The organism is Streptomyces sp. NPDC002817, assembly GCF_053592055.1.
On the sequence record NZ_JBSFUY010000017.1, the window covers coordinates 72,586 to 90,561 of the forward strand.

The 17,976-nt window shown below is 69.3% G+C and carries 21 protein-coding genes and 1 riboswitch; of the genes, 19 read left to right on the plus strand and 2 right to left on the minus strand.

Translation table 11 applies throughout. The features are described from left to right. Positions 1-15 precede the first annotated feature (15 nt). From lepB (ACWD3I_RS28315) to ACWD3I_RS28365, 11 genes are all read left to right on the plus strand, one after another. Entirely contained in the window at positions 16-732 is a 717-nt protein-coding gene (gene lepB, locus ACWD3I_RS28315; protein WP_365405447.1) for a signal peptidase I, read from the plus strand. Continuing rightward, a complete protein-coding gene (gene lepB / locus ACWD3I_RS28320) occupies positions 725-1,819 on the plus strand; it encodes a signal peptidase I (RefSeq protein ID WP_365405450.1) in 1,095 nt (364 codons plus the stop codon). The genes lepB (ACWD3I_RS28315) and lepB (ACWD3I_RS28320) overlap by 8 nt, the downstream gene beginning before the upstream one ends. Beyond that, a complete protein-coding gene (gene lepB / locus ACWD3I_RS28325; RefSeq protein WP_365405453.1) occupies positions 1,707-2,666 on the plus strand; it encodes a signal peptidase I in 960 nt (319 codons plus the stop codon). Before lepB (ACWD3I_RS28320) ends, lepB (ACWD3I_RS28325) begins: the two co-directional genes overlap by 113 nt. A 94-nt stretch (positions 2,667-2,760) precedes the next feature. Beyond that, entirely contained in the window at positions 2,761-3,540 is a 780-nt protein-coding gene (gene lepB, locus ACWD3I_RS28330; RefSeq protein ID WP_365405456.1) for a signal peptidase I, read from the plus strand. Beyond that, positions 3,530-4,054 (plus strand): NUDIX hydrolase, encoded by a 525-nt coding sequence (locus tag ACWD3I_RS28335; protein WP_365405458.1) that lies wholly within the window; start codon positions 3,530-3,532, stop codon positions 4,052-4,054. Before lepB (ACWD3I_RS28330) ends, ACWD3I_RS28335 begins: the two co-directional genes overlap by 11 nt. 56 nt (positions 4,055-4,110) lie before the next feature. Continuing rightward, a complete protein-coding gene (locus ACWD3I_RS28340) occupies positions 4,111-4,419 on the plus strand; it encodes a DUF2469 domain-containing protein (RefSeq protein WP_005311352.1) in 309 nt (102 codons plus the stop codon). 107 nt (positions 4,420-4,526) lie between these two features. Beyond that, positions 4,527-4,898: a YraN family protein gene (locus ACWD3I_RS28345; protein ID WP_365405463.1), complete on the plus strand. Its 372-nt coding sequence runs from the start codon at positions 4,527-4,529 to the stop codon at positions 4,896-4,898. Position 4,899: 1 nt separating this feature from the next. Next, complete coding sequence (locus ACWD3I_RS28350; protein WP_365405466.1) at positions 4,900-6,525, plus strand: YifB family Mg chelatase-like AAA ATPase; 1,626 nt, start codon at positions 4,900-4,902, stop codon at positions 6,523-6,525. Further along, positions 6,522-7,685 carry a DNA-processing protein DprA gene (dprA, locus tag ACWD3I_RS28355; RefSeq protein WP_365405469.1) on the plus strand — a complete coding sequence of 388 codons (1,164 nt, stop codon included), beginning with the start codon at positions 6,522-6,524 and terminating at the stop codon, positions 7,683-7,685. Before ACWD3I_RS28350 ends, dprA begins: the two co-directional genes overlap by 4 nt. Before the next feature lie 283 nt (positions 7,686-7,968). Further along, positions 7,969-8,808: an RNA polymerase sigma factor WhiG gene (gene whiG / locus ACWD3I_RS28360; protein ID WP_307025360.1), complete on the plus strand. Its 840-nt coding sequence runs from the start codon at positions 7,969-7,971 to the stop codon at positions 8,806-8,808. A gap of 93 nt (positions 8,809-8,901) precedes the next feature. Next, positions 8,902-9,459, plus strand: coding sequence for a TetR/AcrR family transcriptional regulator (locus tag ACWD3I_RS28365; protein WP_365405571.1), 558 nt, complete (start codon positions 8,902-8,904; stop codon positions 9,457-9,459). Here the strand turns inward: ACWD3I_RS28365 and ACWD3I_RS28370 are convergent. Next, complete coding sequence (locus tag ACWD3I_RS28370) at positions 9,431-10,045, minus strand: murein hydrolase activator EnvC family protein (protein WP_365405472.1); 615 nt, start codon at positions 10,043-10,045, stop codon at positions 9,431-9,433. The two genes, ACWD3I_RS28365 and ACWD3I_RS28370, sit on opposite strands and share 29 nt — an antisense overlap. Positions 10,046-10,290: 245 nt before the next feature. Between ACWD3I_RS28370 and rpsB the strand changes: the two genes are divergently transcribed. From rpsB to ACWD3I_RS28400, 6 genes are all read left to right on the plus strand, one after another. Then, positions 10,291-11,229, plus strand: coding sequence for a 30S ribosomal protein S2 (gene rpsB / locus ACWD3I_RS28375; RefSeq protein WP_365405475.1), 939 nt, complete (start codon positions 10,291-10,293; stop codon positions 11,227-11,229). Between the two features lie 95 nt (positions 11,230-11,324). Continuing rightward, positions 11,325-12,161, plus strand: coding sequence for a translation elongation factor Ts (gene tsf, locus ACWD3I_RS28380; RefSeq protein ID WP_365405478.1), 837 nt, complete (start codon positions 11,325-11,327; stop codon positions 12,159-12,161). 180 nt (positions 12,162-12,341) lie between these two features. Next, the gene (pyrH, locus tag ACWD3I_RS28385; RefSeq protein ID WP_365405481.1) at positions 12,342-13,100 is read left to right on the plus strand and encodes a UMP kinase; all 759 of its coding nucleotides are present in this window, start codon (positions 12,342-12,344) and stop codon (positions 13,098-13,100) included. 170 nt (positions 13,101-13,270) lie between these two features. Beyond that, on the plus strand, positions 13,271-13,828 hold the full coding sequence (frr, locus tag ACWD3I_RS28390; RefSeq protein ID WP_266821475.1) for a ribosome recycling factor: 558 nt from the start codon (positions 13,271-13,273) through the stop codon (positions 13,826-13,828). Further along, positions 13,828-14,961 (plus strand): phosphatidate cytidylyltransferase, encoded by a 1,134-nt coding sequence (locus tag ACWD3I_RS28395; protein ID WP_365405484.1) that lies wholly within the window; start codon positions 13,828-13,830, stop codon positions 14,959-14,961. The genes frr and ACWD3I_RS28395 overlap by 1 nt, the downstream gene beginning before the upstream one ends. 134 nt (positions 14,962-15,095) lie before the next feature. Beyond that, entirely contained in the window at positions 15,096-15,545 is a 450-nt protein-coding gene (locus ACWD3I_RS28400) for an SRPBCC family protein (protein WP_365405487.1), read from the plus strand. A gap of 34 nt (positions 15,546-15,579) precedes the next feature. On the opposite strand, the gene ACWD3I_RS28405 is transcribed toward ACWD3I_RS28400, so the two are convergent. Beyond that, positions 15,580-16,041, minus strand: a complete 462-nt coding sequence (locus ACWD3I_RS28405) for a hypothetical protein (protein WP_365405490.1) — start codon at positions 16,039-16,041, stop codon at positions 15,580-15,582. An 84-nt stretch (positions 16,042-16,125) separates the two neighbouring features. Here ACWD3I_RS28405 and ACWD3I_RS28410 point away from each other — a divergent pair, with 84 nt between their 5' ends. Beyond that, positions 16,126-16,659 carry an NUDIX domain-containing protein gene (locus ACWD3I_RS28410; protein WP_365405493.1) on the plus strand — a complete coding sequence of 178 codons (534 nt, stop codon included), beginning with the start codon at positions 16,126-16,128 and terminating at the stop codon, positions 16,657-16,659. 42 nt (positions 16,660-16,701) lie between these two features. Next, complete coding sequence (rlmN, locus tag ACWD3I_RS28415) at positions 16,702-17,808, plus strand: 23S rRNA (adenine(2503)-C(2))-methyltransferase RlmN (protein ID WP_365405496.1); 1,107 nt, start codon at positions 16,702-16,704, stop codon at positions 17,806-17,808. 23 nt (positions 17,809-17,831) lie between these two features. Further along, positions 17,832-17,939: riboswitch (TPP riboswitch) on the plus strand. The last annotated feature ends 37 nt before the right edge of the window (positions 17,940-17,976 follow it).

The window sequence follows — 17,976 nt, forward strand, 5'->3', positions numbered from 1 at the left end:
TAGCATCTGGCCCCGATGGACACCGAAGCACAGCAGACGGAGCGCGACCGCTCCTCCCGCCCTTCCGAATCCGAGGAGATCTCGGACACAGAGGGTCAGGAGGGACGGTCGCGTTTCGCGTTGGTGTCGCGGATCACCCAGTGGCTTCCCGGTGGCCGGATCAGCCTGACCCTGTTGGTCTGCCTGCTGTTTTTGCTGTCCCTCAACGCTTTCGTGGCGCAACCGTTCCAGATTCCCAGCGGATCCATGGAAAACGGATTGAGGATCGGGGACCGGGTTCTCGTAAATAAGTTGGCGTACCGTTTCGGTGCCGAGCCGCGGCGCGGAGATGTAGTGGTGTTCGACGGAACCGGGTATTTCGGGGATGCGGACTACATCAAGCGCGTAGTGGGTGTGGGGGGAGACCACGTGGTCTGCTGCGACAAGGAGGGGAGGATCGAGGTGAACGGCCGGTCGGTCGACGAGTCGTCGTTCCTGTATCCCGGTGACTCTCCGTCCTCGGTGGACTTCGACGTCGTCGTGCCCGACGGCACCCTCTTCGTCCTCGGCGACCACCGCGGCGAGTCCAGCGACTCCCGCGACCATCTGGGCTCGCCCGGCGGCGGCATGATCCCCGTGACCGAGGTGATCGGCCGCGCCGACTGGATCGTCTGGCCGGCCGCGCACTGGACCCGGCTGCACCGACCCGAGGCCTACGCGCGGGTGCCCGCCGCGGCAGGTGCCGATGGGTAATCGCGGCAAACCGCGCGGTGTGCCCAGCGACGCCGCCGACAACCTTCTGCCCACCGGTGTCCGGCGCGCCTCCAGCCCCTCCGGCGGTCGTACGCGAGCGGAGCGGCGCAAGCTCCAGCGCAAGGTCAAGCGGCGCCGCAGGCGCTCCGCCGCCAAGGAGATACCGCTTCTCGTCGGCGTCGCCGTGCTCATAGCGCTGGTGCTGAAGACCTTTCTGGTGCAGGCCTTCGTGATCCCGTCCGGCTCCATGGAGCAGACGATCCAGATCGGCGACCGGGTGCTGGTCGACAAGCTCACCCCGTGGTTCGGCTCCAAGCCGCAGCGCGGGGACGTCGTGGTCTTCAAGGACCCGGGCGGCTGGCTCAAGGACGAGCAGACGACGACGAAGAAGGAGGACCCCGTCGTCATCAAGCAGATCAAGGAGGGGCTCACCTTCATCGGCCTGCTGCCGTCCGACAACGAGAAGGACCTCATCAAGCGCGTCGTCGGCGTCGGCGGGGACCGGGTCAAGTGCTGTGACGCGGAAGGGCGTGTCACCGTCAACGGCGTCCCGCTCACCGAGGGGGACTACCTCTATCCCGGCAACGCTCCGTCGACGCAGGAGTTCGACATCACCGTCCCCCAGGGGCGGTTGTGGGTGATGGGCGATCACCGGGCCAACTCCGCGGACTCCCGCGCGCATCAGGACACCGACTACGGAGGTACGGTCTCCGAAGACTCGGTGGTGGGACGGGCGAGGGTCATCGCCTGGCCCTTCGGCCACTGGAACAGCCTCGACGAGCCGAAAACATACTCATCCATTACCGACTCGGCCGCCGGGTCGACTGCGGCTCCCCAACTGTCGCATAGGGTTGCCTCCGACGATCCGAACGGAACGATCCAGCTCCCGAGCCCTGCGGAACTCCCGCTCGTTATGGGAGTGGTGGGCCTGCACCGCATATGGGGCAGGCGGCGGCACAGAGTAAGGAGTTGGCGTGGGGGATGTGGCGGTTGGCGCACGGTCCGGGCACGACGGCGAGGAGCACCGCGGACGCCCCGTGGACGCGGCCGACCCGGCCACGGACGACGCCGTGACCTCCGGGAGTGACTCCGCGGCGGACGAGCGGACACAGCCCGGGGACGACGGGCCGGGCGACTCGGCCCCCAAGCAGAAGAACCAGCGCTCCTTCTGGAAGGAGCTGCCGATCCTGATCGGTATCGCGCTCGTCCTGGCGCTGCTGATCAAGACGTTCCTGGTGCAGGCGTTCTCGATCCCCTCCGACTCGATGCAGAACACCCTTCAGCAGGGTGACCGCGTCCTGGTCGACAAGCTCACCCCGTGGTTCGGTTCGGAGCCCGAGCGCGGCGAGGTCGTCGTCTTCCACGACCCCTCGCAGTGGCTGGCGGGCGAGCCGACCGCCGACCCGAACGCCATCCAGACGTTCCTCAGCTGGATCGGCCTGATGCCGTCCGCCGAGGAGAAGGACCTCATCAAGCGTGTCGTCGGCGTCGGCGGCGACACCGTCGAGTGCAAGGGCACCGGCCCGGTGAAGGTCAACGGCAAGGCGCTGAGCGAGTCGGCGTACGTCTACCCGGGCAACACCCCGTGCACGGTCGACGACATCGGCGGCCAGTTCAAGGTCAAGGTGCCCGAGGGCTACATCTGGGTCATGGGCGACCACCGCCAGAACTCGCGTGACTCGCGGTACAACCAGGACGACAAGTACCACGGCATGGTCCCGGTCGACGAGGTCGTCGGACGCGCCATCGTGAAGGCCTGGCCGATCAACCGCTGGGGCACGCTGCCGGTCCCGGACACCTTCGACCAGGATCTGAGCGCCCGGTCCGCCGCCTCCACCGCCCTGTCGGTGGCCCCGCAGGGCCTCGCGCTCGCGGCTGCGGTGCCGGTGGTGCTCTGGCGTCGGCGGAAGATCGAGCCGGCCGAGACCCGCTGACCGGCTGACCTAGGGAAACCTTTACGGAGCGGGTGACCTTCGTCGCTGGTGAAGGGCTGACCGTGTCGGGTACCGCCGGGTAGGGTGCGGACCCATGGGTGGCGAGAGCACGACACGTACGGCCCCGCGCAGCGGAGGCACGAACACGGGCCCGGTGGGCAGCCGGACCGGACAGCGACTGTCCGGGCTGGCCGTCGCGCTGGGCCTTGTGCTGTTCCTCGGCGGGTTCGCCTGGGGAGCTGTGGTCTACCGGCCGTACACCGTGCCCACCAGCTCGATGGCGCCCACCATCGACGCCGGCAACCGGGTACTGGCACAGCGTGTCGACGGCGGTGAGATACGCCGGGGCGATGTCGTCGTCTTCACCGACAAGACCTGGGTGTCCAACGCCCCCGTGGTCAAGCGCGTGGTCGCGGTCGGCGGCGACACGGTCGCCTGCTGCACGGACGGCAAGCTGACCGTCAACGGCAAGCAGATCGACGAGCCGTATCTGCCCGCGGGCACCGCGGCCGAGTGGAAGACCATCCCGTCCGTGACGGTCCCCGAAGGACGTCTGTTCCTGCTGGGTGACGAGCGGCAGGGCTCCCTGGACTCCAGCGCCCATCTGACGGACGCCGCCAGCGGCACGGTCGCGCGGTCCGCCGTGACGGCCCGCGTCGACGCCGTCGTATGGCCGATGAACGGCATGCTGAAGGAGCCGACCGGCTTCGAGAAGCTCGGCGCGCTCTCCTCGCCGGGCCCGCTGCGGACGATCACGATCCTGATCGTGGCCGGTGCGGTGCTCGTCCTCGGCGGCGGCGCCTACGGCCCGGTCGCCAAACTGCTCGGCCGTGGTCGTTCCCGGACCCGGACGGAGCCCGTGGGTGCACGCTGAGGCTTCGGCGGACACCTACGAGGGCGGGCTGCGCAAGGTCGCCAGGGTGGTGCTCCTCGACCCGGACGACCGCATCCTCCTGCTGCACGGCCATGAGCCGGACGATCCGACGAACGACTGGTGGTTCACCCCGGGCGGCGGTGTCGAGGGCGCCGAGACTCGTGAACAGGCCGCTCTGCGGGAACTCGTGGAGGAGACCGGCATCACCGATGTGGAGCTCGGTCCGGTGCTCTGGCGACGGATGTGCTCCTTCCCGTTCGCGGGGCGCCGGTGGGACCAGGACGAGTGGTATTACCTGGCGCGCACGGCCCATACGTCGGATGTGGTGCCCGGGGCCGTGGCGCTGACCGAGCTGGAGCGGCGCAGCGTCTCCGGAGCGCGCTGGTGGACGTGTCAGGAACTGACCCGGGCACATGAGACGGTGTATCCGACCAGACTCGCCGAGCTGCTCCGCAGGCTGCTCGACGAAGGACCCCCGACCACGCCCGTGACCCTCGACCCCGAAATCGTCTAGGGGCTGACGGGACTGGCGCACAATGGTGGGACCGCACGGCTGAAGGGGAACATGCCATGAGCGCCGAGGACCTCGAGAAGTACGAGACCGAGATGGAGCTGAAGCTCTATCGGGAGTACCGCGATGTCGTCGGTCTGTTCAAGTACGTGATCGAGACCGAGCGGCGCTTCTATCTGACCAATGACTACGAGATGCAGGTGCACTCGGTTCAGGGTGAGGTGTTCTTCGAGGTGTCGATGGCGGATGCGTGGGTGTGGGACATGTATCGGCCGGCTCGGTTCGTGAAACAGGTGCGGGTGCTCACGTTCAAGGACGTGAATATCGAGGAGCTCAACAAGAGTGATCTGGAGCTTCCGGGCAGCTGACGTTCCTCCATCGGGGTGACGGAGTTTTCCACAACCGCTGAGTAGCCCACCAAGATCAACTTGGTGGGCCGGTGTGCGTGACGGTTGGCGCCGGAGGTGGTGCCGACATGAACACACATCAGGCACGCAGTGCACTCGGAAAGTACGGCGAGACGCTGGCCGCGCGGCGGCTGGCGGAGACCGGCATGACGGTCCTGGAGCGCAACTGGCGCTGTGGCAGGACGGGTGAGATCGACATCGTGGCGCGGGACGGGGACGTCCTGGTCGTCTGCGAGGTCAAGACACGCCGGACGGGTGCCTTCGAGCATCCGATGGCCGCGGTGACCCCTGAGAAGGCGGAGCGGCTGCGAGGTCTCGCCGCCTGCTGGATCCACGCGCACGGAGGAGCACCGCCGGGCGGCGTCCGTATCGACCTCGTGGGGGTCGTCCTGCCGAACCGCGGCGCACCCGTCGTCGAACACGCGCGAGGGGTGGCCTGACATGGGGTTCGCTCGTACGTGCTCGGTGGCGCTGGTGGGCGTCGAGGGCGTGGTCGTGGAGGTCCAGGCGGATCTGGAGCCCGGGGTGGCGGCGTTCACGCTGGTGGGGTTGCCGGACAAGAGTCTTACGGAGAGCAAGGACCGGGTTCGGGCGGCGGTCGTGAACTCGGGCGGCGGGTGGCCGCAGAAGAAGCTGACGGTGGGGCTCAGCCCGGCGTCGGTGCCGAAAGCCGGCTCGGGCTTCGATCTCGCCATCGCGTGTGCGGTGCTCGGTGCCGCGGAGCGGATCGACCCGAGGGTGCTCGCCGACATCGTGATGATCGGAGAGCTGGGCCTGGACGGACGGGTACGTCCGGTCCGGGGCATCCTGCCGGCCGTGCTGGCCGCCGCGGACGCGGGCTATGAGCAGGTCGTCGTGCCGGAGTGTGCCGCCGTCGAGGCCTCGCTGGTACCCGGTGTCTCCGTGCTGGGCGTGCGCAGTCTGCGACAGCTGATCGCGGTCCTCGCGGATGAGCCGGTTCCCGACGAGGAGCCGGACGAGCCGGGCCGCCCCGACCCGCTCATGGCGGGCCTGCGGGTGCCAGGCACGGGCGCGGCCACGGGGATGCACAGCATGGGTGCCGCACAGCAGGACTACGGCCACGACCTGGCCGACGTCGTGGGCCAGCTCTCGGCCCGTACGGCGGTGGAGGTCTCGGCGGCCGGCGGCCACCATCTGTTCCTCCAGGGGCCGCCCGGCGCCGGCAAGACGATGCTCGCGGAGCGGCTGCCCGCCGTCCTGCCCCGGCTGACCCGCGAGGAGTCGCTCCAGGTCACGGCGGTGCACTCGGTGGCGGGTCTGCTGCCGCCGGGCAAACCGCTGATCGACGTCGCGCCCTACTGCGCCCCGCACCACTCGGCCACCATGCAGGCGCTCGTCGGAGGGGGTCCGAGCATCGCGCGGCCCGGTGCGGTGTCGCTGTCCCACCGGGGAGTGCTCTTCCTGGACGAGACCCCGGAGTTCAGCAGCCAGGCCCTGGACGCGCTGCGGCAGCCCTTGGAGGCGGGCCATGTGGTGATCGCCCGCAGCGCGGGTGTCGTGCGGTTCCCGGCGAAGTTCCTGATGGTGCTGGCGGCCAACCCGTGCCCCTGCGGACGCTTCTCGCAGACCGACGACTTCTGCGAGTGCCCGCCCTCGGCGATCCGCCGGTACCAGGCCCGGCTCTCCGGCCCGCTGCTCGACCGGGTCGACCTGCGGGTGGAGGTGGACCGCGTCACCCGGGCCCAGCTCACCGGGCGCGGTGCCCGGGGCGAGTCGACCGCCACGGTGGCCGACCGGGTACGGGCGGCCAGGGAGCGGGCCGCGGCACGCCTCACCGGCACCCCGTGGCGGACCAACAGCGAAGTGCCGGGCCGTGAGCTGCGCAGCCGCTGGCACGCGGTACCCGGTGCGATGGACGAGGCCGAGCGCAACCTCGAACGCGGCGTCCTGACGGCCCGCGGACTCGACCGAGTCCTGCGCGTCGCCTGGACCGTCGCCGACCTGCTCGGACACGACCGCCCCGACGCGACCGACGTCGCCCTCGCGCTGCAACTGCGCACCGGGGTCCCCAGGGGCGTACCGATGGCCATCGGAGCGCATACGTGAACGCAGGCCAGGACCCGGACGGCGAACTCCTCGCCCGTGTCTTCCTCACCCGTGTCGTCGAGCCCGGTGACGAGGTCGCCGGGCGGTGGGTGCGGGAGTTCGGGGTGAGTGAGGTGGCTCGGCGGGTGCGGGAGGGGCGGGAGGTCTCGCTGCCGGGGGTGACCGGGAAGCGGTGGGGCGGGCTGGTGGCTCGGGGGAGGGCGGCCGAGCCGGATGCCGATCTGCGGGTCGCGCGGGACTCCGGGGTGCGGTTCGTGTGTCCCGGGGACGCCGAGTGGCCCGGGCAGCTCGACGACCTCGGTGACGCGCGGCCCCTGGGGCTGTGGGTACGCGGGGCGCCCAGTCTGCGGATGTGGGCGCTCAGGTCGGTCGCCGTCGTGGGCGCCCGGGCGTGCACCGAGTACGGGGCACATATGGCGGCCACCCTCGCGTGCGGTCTCGCCGAGCGCGGGTGGGTCGTCGTTTCCGGCGGAGCCTACGGTGTCGACGGGGCCGCTCACCGCGGTGCCCTCGGCGCCGGCGGGGCCACCGTCGCCGTGCTGGCCTGCGGGGTCGACCGGCCCTACCCGCGGGGGCACACCGAGTTGATCACCAGGATCGCGGAACAGGGCCTGGTGGTCGGGGAGTTGCCGCCCGGCGAGCATCCGACGCCGAGCAGGTTCGTGCTGCGGAACCGGGTGATCGCCGCGCTGACCAGAGGGACCATGGTGGTCGAGGCCGCCTATCGGAGCGGTTCGCTCGTCACCGCGCGGGCGGCGCAGCGGCTCGGCCGGCACACCATGGGCGTGCCCGGGCCGGCCACCAGCGGACTCTCCGCCGGGGTGCACGAGCTGCTGCGCGGGGACGCGGTGCTCGTCACGGACGCCGAGGAAGTCGTCGAGCTGGTCGGCGACATGGGAGAGCTCGCCCCGGACCGGCGAGGACCTGTCCTGCCGCGAGATCTGCTCACGCCGGGCGCCCGGCGGGTCCTGGCCGCGCTGCCGTCACGCGGCGCGGCGACCGCGGCCGAGGTCGGGAGCGGTGCGCAGACGACGCAGGACGACGCGATCGCGAGACTGTACGAGCTCCGATCACTTGGTTACGTCGAACGACACGGCGACGGCTGGAAGTTGACACGCCAGGCGATGATCTCCGTCCGGAGCGGTCGGAGTCGATGTTGACCGAGCGTGTTCGGCCGTCCGGGGGAACCCCGACAGCCTTGGGAATTCCCGCAGTTGGTCCCGCCGCTCGGTCACGCAGAGCTACCGCCGTGACCCGGCGGGGCGGTCAAAGGAACGTATCTGCGCACAGCTTCCGCCACGCACTTCGCACACCGCGACACTCCAGTCACGCTACGCTCACGGGGATTCCGGCACAGATCGGAACCACGGCATCGAACTCGACATCAGGCAGACAGCTCACCCAGGCACACCTCATTCACGGCAGAACGGCACAAGGCGACGAATGCCCCAGCACACCTCCGGGTCCGACCGGGCGGCGATCCCCCCAGCCGCCCGCGACGGTAGCGTGCGGCCGCCCGCTCCCTCGACACTCGACGAACTGTGGCGTTCGTACAAGGGGACGGGCGACGAGCGGCTGCGGGAGCAGCTGATCCTGCACTACTCGCCGCTGGTGAAGTACGTGGCGGGCCGGGTGAGCGTGGGTCTGCCGCCCAATGTGGAGCAGGCCGACTTCGTGTCCTCCGGGGTCTTCGGGCTCATCGACGCGATCGAGAAGTTCGACATCGACCGGGAGATCAAGTTCGAGACGTACGCGATCACGCGGATCCGGGGCGCGATGATCGACGAGCTCCGGGCGCTGGACTGGATCCCGCGCTCGGTGCGGCAGAAGGCGCGCAACGTCGAGCGGGCGTACGCGACGCTGGAGGCGCGGCTGAGGCGGACGCCCAGCGAGGGCGAGGTGGCCTCCGAGATGGGGATCGCGGTGGACGAACTCCACGCGGTCTTCAGCCAGTTGTCGCTGGCGAACGTGGTGGCACTGGAGGAGCTGCTGCATGTCGGGGGCGAGAGCGGGGACGGGCTCAGCGTCATGGACACGCTGGAGGACACCGCCGCCGACAATCCGGTCGAGGTGGCCGAGGACCGGGAGCTCAGACGGTTCCTGGCGCGGGCCATCAACACGCTGCCGGAGCGGGAGAAGACCGTGGTCACGCTCTACTACTACGAGGGGCTCACGCTCGCCGAGATCGGGAACGTGCTGGGTGTGACCGAGAGCCGGGTCAGCCAGATCCACACCAAGTCGGTGCTGCAACTGCGTGCGAAACTGGCCAGCTTCGGTCGGTGACCTGGCCGAATGACGAGCGTCGGGACGAGTGACTCCCACCGGCGGTGGTGCGTCCGTAAAGTGGACGACGTGCCAAGGATTAGAGCGGCCTCCGTGGCCGAGCACCGGTCGATGCAGCGAGCCGCCCTGCTGGACGCGGCTCGGTCGTTGCTGTCCGAGGGCGGGACGGAGGCGCTGACGTTTCCGGCTCTCGCCGAGCGGACGGGGCTGGCGCGGTCGTCCGTGTACGAGTACTTCCGGTCGCGGGCAGCGGTGGTCGAGGAACTGTGCGAGGTCGACTTCCCGGTCTGGGCCGCGGAGGTGTCGGCGGCGATGGCCGCGGCCGAGGGGGCCGAGGCGAAGGTCGAGGCGTATGTGCGGCGGCAGCTGGCCCTGGTCGGGGACCGGCGGCATCGGGCTGTCGTGGCCATCTCGGCCAGTGAGCTGGATGCGGGGGCCCGGGAGAAGATCCGGGCCGCGCACGGTGAGCTCGTGGCGATGATCGGGCAGGCGCTCGGGGAGATGGGGCACGCGGAACCCCGACTTGCCGCGATGTTGCTGCAAGGAGTTGTCGACGCGGCTGTGCGGCGGATCGAGCTGGGGGCCGCGGAGGATCCTTCGGCCATTACCGACGCCGCGGTGGCTATGGCTCTGCGGGGCGTTCGGGGCTGACGCCAGGGTTCGGCAGCGGCACTCCCAGTACCGGCAGGAGCCTCGACGGGCCCCTGTGCAGCAGCCACGGTGGCAGCAGTGACAGCGGGTCCAGGTAGACCTCCCCTTTCCGCAGACCCCAGTGCACGCACGGAGCCGTGCAGTGCGAGCCCGTCGCCTCCACCGTGCCGAGCACCCTGCCGGACGCCACCTCGTCGCCCTTCTCGACCGACGCCGTCACCGGTTCGTACGTCGTGCGCAGGTCCGTGCCGGTGAGCCCCACCGAGACGACGCCCTTTCCGGCCACCCGCCCCGCGTACAGCACCCGCCCCGCCGCCACCGCTCGTACAGGTGTGCCCGGTGCTGCCGCGAGGTCCACGCCCCGGTGGCCGCGGCTGTACGCCGTCGCCGGGGGCTCCCAGCCCCGTAGGACCGCGGGACGCACCCCCACCGGCCAGGCACGGCCGATGGCCGGAACCGAAGGGTCCGGGGCGGCCGGCGGGGGTGGGGCAGGGTCGCCCGACACCGGGCCCGCGGCCGGCACCGTCAGCACCAGGGCCAGCAGCAATCCCCGGCCGCCCGCGCTCACACATCGCATCGCTCGCATGCCGGAAGCCTGTGGGAAAAGCCGTGATCATGGCCGGGAGCTGTGGACCGCTCCCCGGTTGTGGACAGCGGCGTCACCCGGTGCCCTGCGGGTCCCGTACACTTCTACTGGCGATCCGGGTCACCGGGTCGACTTCGCACGCCCCGACACGGCGGCCGGTAACGGTCCCGGTCAGCGCCCCTCGGTCCTTAGTGGCACGGCGCATGTGGGCGTCAGGACATAACCGAGAAACAAGGAGAACGGCCATGGCCGTCGTCACGATGCGGGAGCTGCTGGAAAGCGGCGTCCACTTCGGTCACCAGACCCGTCGTTGGAACCCGAAGATGAAGCGATTCATCTTCACGGAGCGCAACGGCATCTACATCATCGACCTGCTCCAGTCGCTGTCGTACATCGACCGCGCCTACGAGTTCGTCAAGGAGACCGTCGCCCACGGCGGCACGGTCATGTTCGTCGGCACGAAGAAGCAGGCGCAGGAGGCCATCGCCGAGCAGGCGACGCGCGTCGGCATGCCCTTCGTCAACCAGCGCTGGCTGGGCGGCATGCTCACCAACTTCTCGACCGTCTACAAGCGCCTGCAGCGCCTGAAGGAGCTCGAGCAGATCGACTTCGAGGATGTGGCCGCGTCCGGCCTCACCAAGAAGGAGCTCCTGGTCCTCTCGCGTGAGAAGGCCAAGCTCGAGAAGACTCTCGGTGGTATCCGCGAGATGTCCAAGGTTCCCAGCGCCGTCTGGATCGTGGACACCAAGAAGGAGCACATCGCGGTCGGTGAGGCCCGGAAGCTCAACATCCCGGTCGTCGCCATCCTCGACACCAACTGCGACCCCGACGAGGTCGACTACAAGATCCCGGGCAACGACGACGCGATCCGCTCCGTCACCCTGCTCACCCGCGTGATCGCCGACGCTGTCGCCGAGGGCCTCATCTCCCGTTCCGGCGTCAACACCGGCGACAAGGGTGACAAGGGCGCGGGCGAGCCGCTCGCCGCGTGGGAGCGCGACCTGCTCGAGGGCGAGAAGAAGGCCGAGGAGGCCCCGGCCGCCGAGGCTCCGGCCGCTGCTGAGGCGCCCGCCGAGGCTGCTGCCGAGGCCCCCGCCGCCGACGAGGCCGCTCCTGCCGCCGACGAGGCGCCCGCTGCCGAGGCCGCTGCCGAGGCTCCGGCCGCCGAGGCCGAGCAGGCCTGACCCCTCACCCCTTCGGGTCTTTTGACGGCGGGGGCCGACCAGCCCCCGCCGTCAAGCCCGTAGATCTTCAGACTTCGAGAGAGATTCCAGGAATCATGGCGAACTACACCGCCGCCGACGTCAAGAAGCTCCGCGAGCTCACCGGCGCCGGCATGATGGACTGCAAGAAGGCCCTGGACGAGGCCGAGGGCGATGTCGACAAGGCCGTAGAGGCCCTGCGCATCAAGGGCCAGAAGGGCGTCGCCAAGCGCGAGGGCCGCTCCGCCGAGAACGGCGCCGTGGTCTCCCTCATCGCCGACGACAACACCTCCGGTGTGCTGGTCGAGCTGAAGTGCGAGACGGACTTCGTCGCCAAGGGCGAGAAGTTCCAGGCCGTCGCCACCGCGATCGCCGAGCACGTCGCCGCCACCTCTCCGGCGGACCTCGAGGCTCTGCTCGCCTCCGAGATCGAGGCCGGCAAGACCGTCCAGGCGTTCGTGGACGAGGCCAACGCCAACCTCGGCGAGAAGATCGTCCTGGACCGCTTCGCGCAGTTCGCCGACGGTTTCGTCTTCTCCTACATGCACCGCACCATGCCCGACCTGCCCCCGCAGATCGGTGTCCTGGTCGAGCTGGACAAGGCCGACGCCGACCTGGCCAAGGGTGTCGCCCAGCACATCGCCGCCTTCGCGCCGAAGTACCTCTCCAAGGAGGACGTGCCGGCCGACGTCGTCGAGTCCGAGCGCCGCGTCGCCGAGGAGACCACCCGCGCCGAGGGCAAGCCCGAGGCCGCCCTGCCGAAGATCGTCGAGGGTCGCCTCAACGGCTTCTTCAAGGACGCCACGCTGCTCGGTCAGCCGTACGCGCTCGACAACAAGAAGTCCGTCCAGAAGGTTCTGGACGAGGCCGGTGTCACCCTGAAGCGCTTCACGCGTATCAAGGTCGGCATCTGAGTCCGTACCGTGAGCGACGTACGGGCCCTATAGGGTCGTCAGTAGTCGTCCGGTACGCCGCCACGCACGCGCGTGGCGGACGACAGCAGATCTGACGAGGAGGCCATTGCCGCGCATGGGATACGAACCAGTTCCCATCGGCAGTGGCCTTCTTCGTATGTGCACCATGAGGAGAATCCGATGACCACCAAGGCCCAGAAGAGCGACGACGGCAAAGTGAGCGGCCGGTTTCTGCTGAAGCTGTCCGGAGAGGCCTTCTCCGGCGGCGGGGGCCTGGGCGTGGACCCGGACGTGGTGCACAAGATCGCCCGCGAGATCGCGGCAGTCGTGCGTGACGGCGCGGAGGTCGCGGTCGTCATCGGCGGCGGCAACTTCTTCCGCGGCGCCGAACTCCAGCAGCGCGGCATGGACCGCGCCCGCTCCGACTACATGGGCATGCTCGGCACCGTGATGAACTGCCTCGCCCTCCAGGACTTCCTGGAGAAGGAGGGCATCGACAGCCGCGTGCAGACCGCCATCACCATGGGGCAGGTCGCCGAGCCGTACATCCCGCTGCGCGCCGTGCGCCACCTGGAGAAGGGCCGCGTGGTCATCTTCGGCGCCGGCATGGGCATGCCGTACTTCTCCACCGACACCACTGCCGCCCAGCGTGCCCTGGAGATCGACGCCGAGGCGCTGCTCATGGGCAAGAACGGCGTGGACGGGGTCTACGACTCCGACCCGAAGGCCAACCCCGAGGCCGTCAAGTTCGACTCGCTCAGCTACGGCGAGGTCATCACCCGCGACCTCAAGGTCGCCGACATGACCGCCATCACGCTGTGCCGCGACAACAAGCTCCCGATCCTCGTCTTCGAGCTCCTGGCGGAGGGCAATATCGCCCGCGCCGTCAAGGGTGAGAAGATCGGCACGCTCGTGGGTGACCAGGGCAGCCGGGACTGACGATCCGGCAACCAACCCGTCCGGGGGACGGACGGGACGGACCCTGACCGGGGGATGGACAATGTCCTGCCGGTCGGGAACCGTGCAGGAAGAAGACGCGACGCAGCCGGCCGCCGCCCCTCACCAAGGAACCGCAGCCGGGCCTCACTCAAGACACGCAGGAGCAAGTGGTGATCGAAGAGACCCTCCTCGAGGCCGAGGAGAAGATGGAGAAGGCCGTCGTGGTCGCCAAGGAGGACTTCGCCGCGATCCGCACCGGTCGTGCGCACCCGGCGATGTTCAACAAGATCGTGGCCGACTATTACGGTGCGCCGACGCCGATCAACCAGCTGGCTTCGTTCTCCGTGCCGGAGCCGCGCATGGCCGTGGTGACCCCGTTCGACAAGAGCGCGCTGCGCAACATCGAGCAGGCGATCCGCGACTCCGACCTGGGCGTCAACCCGAGCAATGACGGCAACATCATCCGTGTGGTGTTCCCCGAGCTGACCGAGGAGCGCCGCCGCGACTACATCAAGGTCGCCAAGGCCAAGGCGGAGGACTCCCGGGTGTCCATCCGCTCGGTCCGCCGCAAGGCCAAGGACGCGATCGACAAGCTCGTCAAGGACGGCGAGGTCGGCGAGGACGAGGGCCGCCGTGCGGAGAAGGAGCTCGACGATGCTACGCACAAGTACGTCGCCCAGGTGGACGAGCTCCTGAAGCACAAGGAAGCGGAGCTTCTCGAGGTCTGATGAACGACTCTTCCTGGGGAGCGCCGCCACAAGCCGGGTACTGGGGGCCGTCCGACCAGGGGCCTGTCCAGGGGGCTGCCCCGGCGGGTCCCGCGTACGATGCGCCTGAGGCGCAGCACACTCGCCCCATGCCCATCGTGCCTGACGGACCCGCCGTGCCCCGATACGGCGACGACCAGGATGACGACCGGGGGGCCGCTCGGCTGAGCGGCCCCTTGTTCCGCGACGAGACCACGTCGGCGCAGCCCCGTGCGGCGGCGCCGCAGAATCCGGAGCCCATGCCCGACGCCCCGCAGCCGGCTCCCGCGCCGCAGAAGAAGAGCGCGGGGCGGGACCTGGGTGCGGCCATAGGGGTCGGCGTCGGGCTCGGTGCGGTGATCGTCGCGTCCTTGTTCGTCGTCAAGGCCGTCTTCGTCGGCGTCATCGCGGTCGCCGTCGTCGTCGGTCTGTGGGAGCTGACGTCCCGGCTCGAGGAGCGCAAGGGCATCAAGGCGCCCCTCGTGCCGCTGGCGGTCGGCGGTGCGGCCATGGTCGTCGCCGGGTACGTCCGGGGCGCCGAGGGTGCCTGGGTGGCGATGGCGCTCACCGCGCTGGCCGTCCTGGTCTGGCGGATGACCGAGCCGCCCGAGGGCTATCTGAAGGACGTCACCGCGGGGGTCTTCGCGGCGTTCTACGTGCCGTTCCTGGCGACGTTCGTCGCGATGATGCTCACCGCGGACGACGGAGCGTTCCGGGTCATGACGTTCCTGGTCCTGACGGTCGTCAGCGACACCGGGGCGTACGCCGTCGGCTGGCGCTTCGGCAGGCACAAGCTCGCGCCGCGCATCAGCCCCGGCAAGACCCGCGAGGGACTGCTCGGCGCGGTGTCGTTCGCGATGGTCGCGGGTGCGCTGTGCATGCATTTCCTGATCGACGACGGCACCTGGTGGCAGGGCCTGCTGCTGGGCTTCGCGGTCGCTGCCAGTGCCACACTCGGCGACCTCGGCGAGTCGATGATCAAGCGGGACCTGGGCATCAAGGACATGGGCACGCTGCTGCCGGGCCATGGCGGCATCATGGACCGGCTGGACTCCCTGCTGCCGACGGCGCCCGTGGTGTGGCTGCTGCTGGTGCTCTTCGTCGGTTCCGGCTGATCGTTTCCGTACAGGGAGAAGCCCCCGCTTCGGCGGGGGCTTCTCCCGTTCCGGCGGTCCTGTTCTACCGGCTGGTCCGGTGGGACGATTCCTCTGTAAGCCCTCGAAGGGGATCGCCCTGGAAGGAGGGCGTCATGTCCGCCATCCGTGAAGTGATCGACGTCGACCGCAGTCCCGAAGACGTCTATGCGTATATCACCGACCCCTCCCACCTGCCGGAATGGCAGCTGAGCGCCGTCAAGGCCGAGCCGCTCGACGAGGGGCCCGTCCACGCCGGCTCCCGGGTCCGGGTCACTCGGCGCATCGGGAACCGTGAGATTCCGATGACCGTCGAGTTCGACAGGCTCGACCCGCCGTACAGCTGGGATCTGCACGGCATCGAAGGCCCCGTCAGGCCACGTACCCACGGCGAGATCGAGTCGCTCGACGACGGGCGCCGCTCCCGCGTGACGATAGAGATCGACTTCGAGGGGCACGGTCTCGGCAAGGCCCTGGTTCCCCTCGTCGTCCGCCCGCAGGTCCGCAAGGAGCTCCCGCGGGACGAGCAGCTGCTCAAGGAGCGCCTGGAGCGCCCCACCACCTAGGAAGCGCCCCACCACCTGGGAAACGCACCATCACCTAGGACGTGCAGACGTCCTTGAGCTCATTCGCGGCGGCGTCGATCCGGCTGCTGTCCGGGTCGGTGTTGCCGTCGAGGATGGACTTGTTGTAGTCCTCGATGGCCTTGTTCAGGTCGTCGACGGCCTTGTCGACCTTGCCGTCGTCCGTGTCGTCGTTGATCTTGTCGAGGTTCTTCTCGATGGTGTCGATGGACTCGTCGGTCTTGGACGGGTCCTTCGCCGCGTCCCAGCCGGCCTCGTGGATCGCCTTGATACTGTCGGAGATCGTGTCGGCGTGGGTGAGACAGCCGAGCGCGTCGTCGGTGTTCTCGCAGCCGGTGAGGAGCCCGGCGGTCAGTGTGACGGCGGCGACGGTGGTGGCGACGGCGGCGATACGGCGTCCGCGTCGGCGGTTGGCGGCCATGGAACGGGTCCCCTCCTGGAAGGCACAGGCCGCTGCTGCGATCTGTGTGCCGTCCACGATTCCGCCGTAGGGTCCCCTGCGACGAGGCAGCTGCCTCCCGTATGGGTGGTGGAGCGGGCTACACCGTGAAGGGCGGGGCGTATGTGGGTTCCGGACAGCCTGGACCGACTGCGGGAGTGGCTGGAGGGGAACGGCATTCCCCAGGAGTCGTGGGGGATCGACGGGACCAAGTCCGTGCAGCACCTGTGGGGTGAGATCGAGGCGGGGGAGACGGCCTTGGACTCCGAGCCGCCGTTGCGTCGCGTCACCGTCGTCACCCTGCGCATCAGACAGGACGGCAAGGAGCTCGTGGAGATCGCGCAGCTGATGGCCGACGGCAGTTGGCGTCCCCGGGACGAAGCCCCCGCCGAGAAGATGAAGCCAGGGGAGCAGGCGGCGGACACGGCACGGCGGTGCGTGGCCGAGGAACTCGGGGTCGAAGGCCCCGGAGTCGTCGTGGGCCCCATCTCCGAACGGCGTCTGCGCCGGGACTCGTCACCGTCGTATCCCGGCCTGGCGTCCGAATACGTCTTCCACGACGTGGACGTCGAGGTGCCGGGTCTCTCCTCGTGGAACTTCTGGACCAGGGAGGCCGGCGACGGGGTGGTTTCCGCCCATCTCTGGGCGTGGCGGTAGTCGACTGGGGCACTCCGGTTGATCTGCGACACTGGTATGACCATGCCCAAGCCCGGAGAACTCACTTTCGTCGCCCCCCGCGGAGCCAAGAAGCCGCCGCGGCACCTTGCCGATCTCACGCCTGCCGAGCGCAAGGACGTCGTGGCCGAGATCGGTGAGAAGCCGTTCCGTGCCAAGCAGCTCTCGCAGCACTACTTCGCGCGGTACGCGCACGAGCCGGAGCAGTGGACCGATATCCCGGCCGGTGCTCGCGGAAAGCTGCAGGAGGCGCTGCTTCCTGAGCTGATGACCGTCGTACGGCATCTGTCGACCGACCAGGGGACCACGCGCAAGACGTTGTGGCGGCTGTTCGACGGGACGCTCGTGGAGTCGGTGCTGATGCGGTACCCGGACCGGGTGACCATGTGCATCAGCTCGCAGGCCGGGTGCGGGATGAACTGTCCCTTCTGCGCGACCGGGCAGGCCGGGCTCGACCGGAATCTGTCCACCGCCGAGATCGTCCATCAGATCGTGGACGGGATGCGGGCGCTGCGCGACGGGGACGTGCCCGGTGGGCCCGCGCGGCTCTCCAACATCGTCTTCATGGGCATGGGTGAGCCGCTCGCCAACTACAAGCGGGTCGTGCAGTCCATCCGTGCCCTCACCGACCCCGCCCCCGACGGGCTCGGCATCTCGCAGCGTGGCATCACCGTCTCGACCGTCGGTCTGGTGCCGGCCATCCACCGGTTCGCCGACGAGGGCTTCAAGTGCCGGCTCGCGATCTCGCTGCACGCGCCGGACGACGAGCTGCGCGACACCCTCGTACCCGTGAACACGCGGTGGAAGGTGCGCGAGGTGCTCGACGCCGGTTTCGAGTACGTCGAGAAGTCGGGGCGCCGGCTCTCCATCGAGTACGCGCTCATCCGGGACATCAACGACCAGGCCTGGCGTGGTGACCGGCTCGGGCGGCTGCTCAGGGGCAAGCCCGTGCATGTGAACCTCATTCCGCTGAACCCGACTCCAGGGTCCAAGTGGACCGCCTCCCGGCCGGAGGACGAGAAGGCCTTCGTGGAGGCCATCGCCGCGCACGGGGTGCCCGTCACCGTTCGGGACACCCGTGGGCAGGAGATCGACGGGGCCTGCGGTCAGCTGGCGGCGGGCGAGCGGTAACCTGAGCTCGTACGTACATCTTCATATTCCGACAGGGGAGCGCCACAGCGCTGAGAGTGCGGCAATCGGGCCGCAGACCCTCCGAACCTGGCCCAGGTCATTCTGGGTAGGGAGATCGGTCATTACTCAAGCTGTTGCGCCCTGCCCGGAGCCTTTCAGAGGTTCCGG

What these genes read in the sequence shown, in the direction of transcription:
- lepB (WP_365405450.1), top strand. Translation starts at nt 725, where the DNA reads ATGGGTAATCGCGGCAAACCGCGCGGTGTGCCCAGCGACGCCGCCGAC.
- lepB (WP_365405447.1), top strand. Translation starts at nt 16, where the DNA reads ATGGACACCGAAGCACAGCAGACGGAGCGCGACCGCTCCTCCCGCCCT.
- whiG (WP_307025360.1), top strand. Translation starts at nt 7,969, where the DNA reads ATGCCCCAGCACACCTCCGGGTCCGACCGGGCGGCGATCCCCCCAGCC.
- ACWD3I_RS28400 (WP_365405487.1), top strand. Translation starts at nt 15,096, where the DNA reads ATGTCCGCCATCCGTGAAGTGATCGACGTCGACCGCAGTCCCGAAGAC.
- rlmN (WP_365405496.1), top strand. Translation starts at nt 16,702, where the DNA reads ATGCCCAAGCCCGGAGAACTCACTTTCGTCGCCCCCCGCGGAGCCAAG.
- tsf (WP_365405478.1), top strand. Translation starts at nt 11,325, where the DNA reads ATGGCGAACTACACCGCCGCCGACGTCAAGAAGCTCCGCGAGCTCACC.
- ACWD3I_RS28395 (WP_365405484.1), top strand. Translation starts at nt 13,828, where the DNA reads ATGAACGACTCTTCCTGGGGAGCGCCGCCACAAGCCGGGTACTGGGGG.
- ACWD3I_RS28410 (WP_365405493.1), top strand. Translation starts at nt 16,126, where the DNA reads ATGTGGGTTCCGGACAGCCTGGACCGACTGCGGGAGTGGCTGGAGGGG.
- lepB (WP_365405456.1), top strand. Translation starts at nt 2,761, where the DNA reads ATGGGTGGCGAGAGCACGACACGTACGGCCCCGCGCAGCGGAGGCACG.
- ACWD3I_RS28345 (WP_365405463.1), top strand. Translation starts at nt 4,527, where the DNA reads ATGAACACACATCAGGCACGCAGTGCACTCGGAAAGTACGGCGAGACG.
- pyrH (WP_365405481.1), top strand. Translation starts at nt 12,342, where the DNA reads ATGACCACCAAGGCCCAGAAGAGCGACGACGGCAAAGTGAGCGGCCGG.
- ACWD3I_RS28370 (WP_365405472.1), bottom strand. Translation starts at nt 10,045, where the DNA reads ATGCGAGCGATGCGATGTGTGAGCGCGGGCGGCCGGGGATTGCTGCTG.
- ACWD3I_RS28350 (WP_365405466.1), top strand. Translation starts at nt 4,900, where the DNA reads ATGGGGTTCGCTCGTACGTGCTCGGTGGCGCTGGTGGGCGTCGAGGGC.
- rpsB (WP_365405475.1), top strand. Translation starts at nt 10,291, where the DNA reads ATGGCCGTCGTCACGATGCGGGAGCTGCTGGAAAGCGGCGTCCACTTC.
- ACWD3I_RS28340 (WP_005311352.1), top strand. Translation starts at nt 4,111, where the DNA reads ATGAGCGCCGAGGACCTCGAGAAGTACGAGACCGAGATGGAGCTGAAG.